General features: G+C 71.8%; 8 protein-coding genes. 1 reads left to right on the top strand and 7 read right to left on the bottom strand.

Annotated elements, in window-relative coordinates:
* Nucleotides 1–121: 121 nt before the first annotated feature.
* From MXD95_RS06655 to MXD95_RS06685, 7 genes are all read right to left on the bottom strand, one after another.
* Nucleotides 122–1,897 (bottom strand): fatty acyl-AMP ligase, encoded by a 1,776-nt coding sequence (locus tag MXD95_RS06655; protein WP_250639660.1) that lies wholly within the window; start codon nt 1,895–1,897, stop codon nt 122–124.
* Nucleotides 1,894–2,679, bottom strand: a complete 786-nt coding sequence (locus MXD95_RS06660; RefSeq protein WP_250639661.1) for a thioesterase II family protein — start codon at nt 2,677–2,679, stop codon at nt 1,894–1,896. The genes MXD95_RS06655 and MXD95_RS06660 overlap by 4 nt, the downstream gene beginning before the upstream one ends.
* Nucleotides 2,676–4,034 carry a cytochrome P450 gene (locus tag MXD95_RS06665; RefSeq protein WP_250639662.1) on the bottom strand — a complete coding sequence of 453 codons (1,359 nt, stop codon included), beginning with the start codon at nt 4,032–4,034 and terminating at the stop codon, nt 2,676–2,678. The genes MXD95_RS06660 and MXD95_RS06665 overlap by 4 nt, the downstream gene beginning before the upstream one ends.
* The gene (locus MXD95_RS06670; RefSeq protein WP_250639663.1) at nt 4,031–4,966 is read right to left on the bottom strand and encodes an SAM-dependent methyltransferase; all 936 of its coding nucleotides are present in this window, start codon (nt 4,964–4,966) and stop codon (nt 4,031–4,033) included. The genes MXD95_RS06665 and MXD95_RS06670 overlap by 4 nt, the downstream gene beginning before the upstream one ends.
* Entirely contained in the window at nt 4,963–5,217 is a 255-nt protein-coding gene (locus MXD95_RS06675) for an acyl carrier protein (RefSeq protein ID WP_308301456.1), read from the bottom strand. The genes MXD95_RS06670 and MXD95_RS06675 overlap by 4 nt, the downstream gene beginning before the upstream one ends.
* On the bottom strand, nt 5,217–6,308 hold the full coding sequence (locus tag MXD95_RS06680) for an acyl-CoA desaturase (RefSeq protein ID WP_250639665.1): 1,092 nt from the start codon (nt 6,306–6,308) through the stop codon (nt 5,217–5,219). The genes MXD95_RS06675 and MXD95_RS06680 overlap by 1 nt, the downstream gene beginning before the upstream one ends.
* A gap of 395 nt (nt 6,309–6,703) precedes the next feature.
* A complete protein-coding gene (locus MXD95_RS06685; RefSeq protein WP_250639666.1) occupies nt 6,704–7,501 on the bottom strand; it encodes a TetR/AcrR family transcriptional regulator in 798 nt (265 codons plus the stop codon).
* Nucleotides 7,502–7,586: 85 nt separating this feature from the next.
* Here MXD95_RS06685 and MXD95_RS06690 point away from each other — a divergent pair, with 85 nt between their 5' ends.
* Nucleotides 7,587–9,170, top strand: coding sequence for an MFS transporter (locus MXD95_RS06690; protein WP_250639667.1), 1,584 nt, complete (start codon nt 7,587–7,589; stop codon nt 9,168–9,170).
* Nucleotides 9,171–9,319 lie beyond the last annotated feature (149 nt).

The raw sequence follows: 9,319 nt of genomic DNA on the forward strand, positions 1-9,319 counted from the left end.
GGGGGGCGCAGTATCGGCTCATCTGGCAGCGCCCCGCTCTCCACCCCGCGGGGCCCCGCGGGGGGGACCCCCCCCCCCCCCCCCGCCCCCGCCCCCCGCCCCCGCCACGAGCGCGTTTCCCTTACGAGATTGTCTGCCCGGTCGTGGCGGCGTTCGTGGCGGTGGCCGGTGCGGAACGGTGGCGTGGGGCGGGGAGCTCGGCGTTCAGGTAACGGTTGCGGGCGGCGGCGCGCATGATCTTGCCGCTGCTGGTCGTGGGGAGCGCGCCCGGGCGGGTGAGGACCACCTCGCCGATCGCGAGGTCGTGCTCGCGTAGGACCGTCGCCCGGATCGCCCCGGCCACCTCGTCCAGGTCGACGCCCGGCGTCGCCCGCACCTCCAGCACGACGACCAACCGCGAGTCGCTGCCCGCGCCGGGGACGGTGAAGGCTGCGACGCCGTTCGGACGGGCGGCGGCGTGGGCCGTCGTCACGGTGAACTCGATGTCCTGCGGGAAGTGGTTGCGGCCCCGGATGATGATCAGATCGCGCAGGCGTCCGGCGACGTAGAGCTCGCCGTCGACGATCAGACCGAGGTCGCCGGTGCGCAGGTAGCGGCGTTCCAACGCGGCCGAGCCGGTCCGCACGAACGCGGCGGCGGTCGCCTCAGGACGTCGCCAGTAGCCGGCGGTGACGTGCGGCCCGGCGACCCAGATCTCGCCGATCCCGCCTGCTGGTCGGGGCAGACCGGTCTCCGGGTCCATGATCCGGATCTCACTGTCCGGCGGAACCTGCCCGGAGCCGATCAGGACGTGGGCGTCGGCGCGGGTGGACGCCACGCACTGCCCGGCGGCCAGGGCGTCCGGGTCCGCGGCGAGCGTGCGCGGGCCGCGTCCCGGCTCGCTGCCGGTCACGATCAGGGTCGCCTCGGCCAGGCCGTAGCACGGCCACAGGGCCTGTGGGCGCAGTCCATACGGTGCGAACGTCTCGGCGAAGCGGCGCAGGGTCCCCGCGCGCAGCGGTTCGGCGCCGTTGAACGCGTTCGTCCAGCAGCGCAGGTCGACCTCGGCCGGGTCGAGCCCGGTGCGAGAGCCCGCCGGGCGTCGGGTGGCATGGGTGACGCAGAGGTCGAAGGCGAAGTTCGGGCCGCCGCTGGTCTGCGCCCGGTACCGGGAGATCGCCCGCAGCCAGAGCATCGGGCGGCGGATGAACGTCGACGGGGTCATCAGCACGCCGAGCGCGCCCAGGTACAGCGGGTGCAGGGCGTTGGCGATCAGCCCCTGGTCGTGGAACAGCGGCGTCCAGCCCACCCAGGGCGAGTCCGGGTCGTGCCGGAATGCCCGGGTGAGCATGGCGAGGTTGGCCGTGAGGTTCCCATGGGTGACCATCACGCCCTTGGGTGCGGCGGTGGAGCCCGAGGTGTACTGCAGAAAGGCGAGCGCGTCCGGCTGGGGGGTCTCGACCTCCAGAGGGGACACGGTGCCCAGCTGGTCGACGGCGAGCCGGCGCAGCCCGGGGCAGGCCTGCGCCAGCGCGGGGGCGACCACGTCGAGCAGCGCCGCCTCACCGAGCAGCGCCACCGGCGCGCAGTCGCGCGCGATCGCCAGGGTTCCCGCCCGCACATGCCCGGCGCGCGGCGGGACGACGGGCACCGCGACCACCCCGGCGTACAGGCAGCCGAGGTAGGCGGCGAGGAAGTCCGGACCGGTCTCGAAGACCAGCAGCGCCCGCTCGCCGGGCGCCGCGGCGAGGTCGGCCAGTGCGGCGGCGACGGCCCGCGCTCGGGCGTCGAGCTCGCCGTAGGTGAGGGTGCGCGCCTCCTGCCCGTACTCGTCGAGGAAGACGAACGCCCGGTCGTCCGGTTGGCACCGGGCCCGTTCACGCAGGACGTCGGGCAGCGGCGTCGGCGCTGGGCTCACTGTGCCACCTCCGTCCCCGCCGGCACGGCCTGCACCGCCGCGGGCGACCCGGCCAGTGCCTCGCCCATGATCTGCGCGATGGCCTCCCGGTGCCTCTGGTGGAAGAAGTGCGTGCCGGGGAAGGTGTGCAGGGCGAAGGGCCCGTCTGTCTCCGCCTGCCAGGCCTCGACCTGGTCGCGGTCGACGACCAGGTCGCCGTCGCCGTAGAACCCGGTTACGGGGCAGCCGAGCCGCGGCGACGACTGGTAGTCGTACTCCTCGGACAGCTCCAGGTCGGCGCGGGTCACCCGGATCGCGTAGCGCAGGAACGCCGCGGTGCGGGCCACCCGCTCGGCGGCGCCCATCCGCTCCAGCGCGGCGACGAACTCCTCGTCGGGCAGGCGGTCGACGCGCGGGCGGCGGTTCGGCTGGTGCGGGGCCCGGCGCCCGGATACGAACAGGTGGACCGGCGCCGTGCCGGCGGCGGTGAGCGCGCGGGCGAGCTCGAAGGCGACCAGGGCGCCCATGCTGTGCCCGTACAGCGCGAGCGGAGCGCTGGTCAGCGGGGTGAGCTCGGCCAGCAGCGGATCGACGACGCCCGGCAGCCGCCGTGCCGGGGTCTCGGCGGCGGCGTCCTCCCGGCCCGGCAGCTGGACCCGTACCAGTCCGATGCCCGGCCCGAACAGTCCCAGCCACCGGGTGAAGGACGCGGCGCCGGCCCCGGAATGCGCCAGCAGCAGCAGCCGGGTCGAGCCCGGGCCCGCGGGTTCGGCGCGCAGCCAGGAGCGCCCGGGCGGCCTCACGACGCGTCCCGGAATCGGAACGTCACGGGCAGGCTCGCCAGACCTCGGATGATGAAGCTGTGGTCCTGCCACGACCGTCCCTCTCCATGGCTCGTTCCCAGGGTCACCGCCGAACGATCCGTGGCCGGACCATCGGCGGGCGGAGCGAGGCGGAGCACGCCGGTGCGTCGGTACAGGTGCTCGAGCGCGATCTCGACCTGCGCCCGGGCGAGCGCGCCGCCGAGACAGCCGTGCATGCCGTGCCCGAACCCCAGGTGTTCGCGCGCCTGCCGGGTGATGTCGAACTCGTCCGGTCGGGCGAAGACGGCCGGGTCACGCCCCGTCGCGCCGAGGCAGAGCAGGACCTCGGCGCCGGCCGGCACCCGCTCGCCGCCGATCTCGACGTCGCGGGTGGCCAGCCGCTTGGTGAGCTGTAGTGGCGGGTCGTAGCGCAACGCCTCGGTCACAGCGGCGCGGGCGAGCTCGGGGCGGTGGCGTACCAGCGCATCCTGAGCCGGATGGGTCAGCAGCGCGAGCAGCGTGTTGCCGAGCAGACTGGTCGTCGTTTCCAGCCCGGCGACGAAGCACATCACACCGACATAGGCGATCTCGGCGTCGTCGAGCCGGTCTCGGCCGCCGGTGCGGGCCGCCAGCAGTCGGCTGATCAGGTCCTCGCCCGGCCTCCTGCGGCGATCGGCGATCACCTCGCCCAGCACGGCCATGAACTCGTCGAGCACCAGGCGGACCCGGACGAGGTCGCCCGGGCGCATCAGGCCGGGTTCGAGGATGAACCGGATGTCGTGTGTCCAGCCGCCGATCTGCGGCCGCACATCGGCGGGCAGGCCCAGCCAGTCGCAGACAACTGCCACCGGCAGCGGGGCGGCGAAGTCGGCGACCGCGTCCATGCCACGCTCAGCCACACCGTCGATGCCGGCCTCGGCCCGAGCCAGCAGCCGGTCGGCGGTCGCGGCGATGCCCGGGCGCAGCGCGTCGACGGCCGACGCGGTGAACACGTGGTTGACCAGCGCGCGCAGGCGCCCGTGCGCCGGCTCGTCCGTGAACACCAGCGAGGACAGGCTCAGCCGTTCGACGCGGCCGGTGTCCGCCACGCCGAGGCGGGCCGCCTGCCGGCCGATCTGGCGTGGGATCACCCCGGCGCTGAACGTCCGGTCGCGCAGCACCTCGCGCACGTCGGCGTACCGGCTGAGCACCCACATCCCGAGGGTGCGGTGCACAGGCCGCTGTTCGCGCAGCTGGCGGTACATCGGATACGGGTCACGTCGGAACTCGGCGCCGAACGGGTTGAACCGCACCCGTGCCGCCCCCGCGGCTCCCGCCGTCCCGGTGGTGGGAGCGATCAGGTCCCCTGCGGTCATCGGTCAGACCGGAAGTAGGCGCGGGAGTACGGATGGAACACCAGCCGATACAGGCAGATTTTGCCCATCCGACAGCCGAGCGCGTTCATGCGCAGGTAGCGCTCGTAGCGGGCGACGACCTCCGGGCCGACGAGCGCGCGGGCCTCGTCGCGGTGAGCCCGCAACCGGGCGGCCCACTGCTCGAAGGTCCACGCGTAGTCCAGGCGGTCGTTGCGCACCAGCCTCGTCTCCAGGATGCCCTCGGCCGCGGCGGTGATCTCCGCGAGCGTCGGCAGTTCGGCGGCGGGGAAGATCTCTTCCTGGATGAACGTGCTGGCTTTCTCCCGGGGCATGTTCGCGTAGGCGATGGTCTGCAACGACAGGGCGCCGTCGTCGGTGAGCCAGTCCCGTGCGCGGCGGAAGAACTCCCGGTACCGCTCGATCCTCTCCGCCGCGGTGTCCTCCGGCCGGGCGAAGTGTTCGAACGCGCCGATCGAGATGATCCCGTCGAACGGGGCGTCCGGGGTGAAGTCCCGCCAGTCGCGGGTGTGCACCTCGAAGCCGGAGTCGCCGTCCGCGCCGAGATAGGCGGCCTGCTCGTCGCTGAGGGTGAGCCCGACGACCCGGGGGACGCCGCGGTCACGGGCCAGCCGTAGGACGGCACCCCAGCCGCAGCCGATATCGAGCAGCGAGCGCACCCGCGTGCTCGGACCGGTCCCGGGGCCGATGCCGACGGCGTCCAGGTGGAAGTCCAGCTTGCGCTGCTGGGCGTGCTCGAGTGAATCGTCCGGGCCGACCGGCATGGCGCAGGAATAGGCCAGAGACCGGTCGAGCCAGAGCTGGTAGAACGTGTTACTGACATCATAGTGGTACCGAATGGCGTCCTGGGCCCGCCGACTGTCCTGGGTCCGCAGACTGTCCTCGGCCCGCCGGTTGTCCGCCGCGGTGGTCATGCGGCGCCTGCCCCGACCCGGGGGTACAGATAGGCGGCGACGGCGTTGATCGTCGGGTTTTCGAACAGCGCCTCCGGCGGCAGATCGACGCCATACTCGTTCTCCACCTCGATCAGCAACGAGACGGCGATGGCCGAGTCGATGCCGAGCCGGTCGAAGGACGCATCGGGGAGGATCTGCTCCGCCGAGGTGCCGAGCACGCCGGCAAGATACGACTGGCACCACCGCGCGATGGATTCCTGGCTGTGCATCATGATGCCCTTTCCTCAGCGACGGCCTGCTCGACGGCGACGGCCTGCTCAATGGCGACGGCCTGCTCAATGGCGACATTGCCGCGCGTGGAGCCGTTTCCGCGGGTGGCCAGCCGGCGGGCCGACGGAGTCTTCAGCCCGCTGGCGAGGCCGAGCACCGCGCATGCCCGGATGGTCCAGATTCCTGGGTCGAGCCGGTACCAGCGCAGCCCGAACGACGGCGACTCGGGAAACGCGTGGTGATTGTTGTGCCAGGACTCGCCGAACGTCAGCAGCGCGAGCAGTCCGCTGTTGTGGCTGTTCTCCCGGGTCCGAAACGGCCGGCTTCCGAAGGAATGCAGGAAGGAGTTGATCGCCCAGATGAGATGCTCCACCACGAACATCCGCACCAGCCCGCCCCACAGCAGGCCCGCGACCGCGCCGTACCAGCTCCACTCGACCAGTCCGCCGACCAGGGCCGGCAGCGCCAGTCCGAGCAGAACCCAGACGTGGTAGTGCCGGGCGACCGAGATCAGCCGGCGGTCGGCGATCAGATCCGGTGCGTAGTGCACGACGTTCGGGTACTCGTGGCGGCGCATCCACAGGAAGTGGGAATGGGCCAGTCCGCGTATCCGGCCGGCGAATCCGCCGCCGGCGAGGTTCGGTGAGTGCGGGTCCCCTTCCTGGTCGCTGCGCTCGTGGTGGCGGCGGTGGATGGCCACCCAGGACACCAGTCCGCCCTGCCCGGCCATCGAGCCGCAGACCGTGAGGACCAGCCCGAGCAGCGGGGTCGCCGTGAACGAGCGGTGGGTGAACAACCGGTGGTACCCGACGCTGACGCCCATCAGGGTGACCGCCCACATCGCCGCCAGCAGTGCAACGTCGACAAGGGTGATCGGATGCACCGCGAGCAGGGCGAGTGCCGCCGCCGTGCCCAGGACCGGCAGTACGTCGAAGAGCAGGAAGTGCCGGCGCTGGAGCCGGTGCACGTACTCGTTGCTGATCGTCGTGCGGCGAGGTGCCGTGCGGCGAGGCTGACCGCCCGTCGGCGCGGATGGCGGACCGCTACCGTCCGTCGCCGTCGCGCCGAGTACGACTGGCTGGCCGTCCACTGCGTCACCGACCTTTCTGCGGGTGCCCTGGCGCGCACGTCGGCGCGTGTCGGCGGGAAAGATGATCGAAGGGCGGTCGCGGATTCGGGCAGTCGGACCCGGGAATTCGGCCACCCCTGGCACGTCGGCCAGACGAACAACGCGCGAACACGCCATTTCTGGCCAACGGTGCCCGGGTGACCGTGAGGACAACAGGCGTTCCGTCTCAGCCGCGGGACGGCGGTGGAAACGGTCGCCGACGAGAATCTTCCCTGGTTGACGGGGTAAGTAGTGTTACGGCTAGCAAGGTAGCGCCGGCCACGTCGTCCCGCTGGTCCATCACGAAGCAGGATCGGCCAATAGGGTGCGCAAACGGATCGTGCTTTTCCGAGAGCGGTCCCCGGCAACACCCCGGATCACGATTGTCTGGCCGCTTCTTCTGGTGCTGTGGGCGGCGGATCGTCCGGCCGGCGGATGGCGGGACCGGTCGGGCGGACGAGCGGGAGGAAGATCTCGTCGACGATCTCGGCGATCACCGCTTCTGGGACGTGACCGCCGCCCGGCCTGGTCAGGTACTCGTTGCGGACGAGATCCTTCGGCAGGCTGGCGACGCGCGGCCTGATCATTCTGGGGTCGATCTCACCTCGGGCCGCGGCCCGCCCCATCAGAATCATGATGAGATCGGTGCACTGCGGCTGGACAACCTGCTCGCGGATCTTCATCGCCTCCGGATCCTGGAGCACTTCGAACATCAGGCCGCTCAGCGCATCGGCGGGCAGGTTCTCGAAGCGGCGTTCGAGCCGCACCAGCAGAGTGATCACATCCGTGCGCAGGTCCCCGGTGTCGGGCAGGGCCGTCGGCTGGGGAAGGCCCTGCGACATGGCGGCGACGACGAGCTGCGCCCGCGTCGACCAGCGGCGGTAGATGACGGTCCGGCTCGTCCGCGCCCGTGCTGCCACTCCCTCGATGGTCAGCCCGGCGTATCCCAACGTGGCGAGTTCCTCCCAGACGGCGCCGAAGATTGCCTGCTCCAGCTCCGCTCCCCGCCGCCGGGAGCCGACGCGGGCCCCCCCGGCCTTCCGCGGCCCGGCGACCAAAGGTCGCCCGTGAACGGCCAGTCCGTGGTCGACCTGATCGTGGTCGACGTCGACGTGGCTGGCCTGATCGTGGCTGGCCTGATCGTGGTTGACGTGGTCGGGGGTGGCAGCGGACATGATCAGCCTTAAGGTTCGTTGTGTTTCCTATCTGGCAACCGTACCCTTCCTCCAAGATGCACGCCGTCTCTTAAAGGGGGATCTTGTGGGGGAACGGAATGCGGGACGCTGGTGGGCCCTGGGCGCGCTGACCCTGGCTCTGCTGGCCGTCGGGCTGGACACGACGGTCCTCAACACGGCGCTGCCGACACTGAGTACGGCATTGGACGCGTCCACCAGCCAGTTGCAGTGGATCACTGACGCGTACAACCTGGTGCTGGCCGCCGTGTTGCTGCCCGCCGGCCTGCTCGGCGACCGGTACGGCCGGAAGAAGATGATCCTCGCCGCGCTGATCCTTTTCGGCGGTGGCTCGCTGTGGTGCGCCTACGCGGACTCGCCGGCCACCCTGACCGCCGCGCGGGCGGTGCTCGGCGTCGGCGCGGCGTTTCTGATCCCGCTGTGCGTGGCCGCGCTGCTCACCCTGTTCGATCCCGACGAACGTCCGCGTGCCATCGCGATCATCACGCTCGGCACGATGATCGGCATCCCGCTGGGGCCGATCGTCGGCGGCCTGCTGCTGAACAGCTTCTGGTGGGGGTCGGTGTTTCTGGTCAACGTCCCGGTGGCGGCCGTCGGCCTGGTCGCGGTGCTCGCACTACTGCCGGAGTCCTCGAACCCCGCGGCCTCCCGGCTCGACCTGTGGGGCGTGCTCGTCTCCGGGGTCGGCATTATCGGAGTCACGTGTGGCTTCGTCGAGGCCGGCGACCGCGGCTGGAGTGCGGTAGGCACGGTCGGCCTGCTCCTCGGTGGGATCTTGGCGCTGGGCCTGTTCGTGCTGCTGGAACGCCGGGTGGCGCGCACGCGGGACCCGCTCGTCGACCTCGGGCTGTTCCGCGACCGCGGCTACACCTCGGGCACGGTGCTGGTGACGCTTGTCAGCTTCGCGATGTTCGGGGTCCTGTTCAACACGCCGCAGTACCTGCAGGGTGTCCTCGGCGCCGATGCGCTGGGCACCGGCCTGCGGCTGTTGCCCATGCTCGGTGCGATGACCGTCGGCCTGCAGCTCGCCACCAGGATCGCCAAGCGGACCGGACCGAAGGCTCCGGTGACTCTCGGCTTCCTCTGCATGGCAGCGGGCCTGTTCCTCGGTGCTCTGACCCGCGTCGGCTCCGGCTATGCGTTCACCGGCTGCTGGCTCGCGCTGTTCGGCGCCGGCCTGGGCCTCGCGTTGCCGACCGCGATGATGGCCGCGGTCGGCTCCCTGCCCGCCGCCCGCGCTGGTGCCGGCTCGGCCACCGTCTACGCGCTTCGTCAGCTCGGCAGCTCGATCGGCGTTGCCATCCTCGGCACCCTCGCCCTGTCCGGATACCGCTCCCACCTTGACGCCCACCTTGGCGCGCACCCCGGCCCCGCGGGCCTGCCCCCGGGCTCCGTCGAGGCGGCCCGGGCAAGCGTCAGCTCCGGCGCCGCCACGGCCAGACACCTGGGAGATCCCGCGTTCCTCGCGGCCGTGCACGCCGCGTTCGTCCACGGGATGGACATCACCCTGTGGACCTGCGGCGGTATCAGCCTCGCCGCCGTCGCCCTCGCTGCCACCCTGCTCCCCGGCCGCCTCCGCACCTCCCTCGAGGTACCGCGGCAGCCCGCGGACACCGCCGCCGAGCTCACCGCGGTGCGTTCGCCCGACTGACCGGGCCGTCCCGTGGGGCCGGAAGTCCCCGCGATCACCGCCGTTGCCGCCTGCACGGATCGCGGTCCTGATGGCCCCTAGGCTTCCCAGCGGATGTGGCGGAGCTGAACGGCGAGTGCACGGGCCCCTAGGCTTCCCAGCGGATGTGG

The sequence above is a fragment of the Frankia sp. AiPa1 genome, assembly GCF_023243075.1.
Taxonomy (GTDB): domain Bacteria; phylum Actinomycetota; class Actinomycetes; order Frankiales; family Frankiaceae; genus Frankia.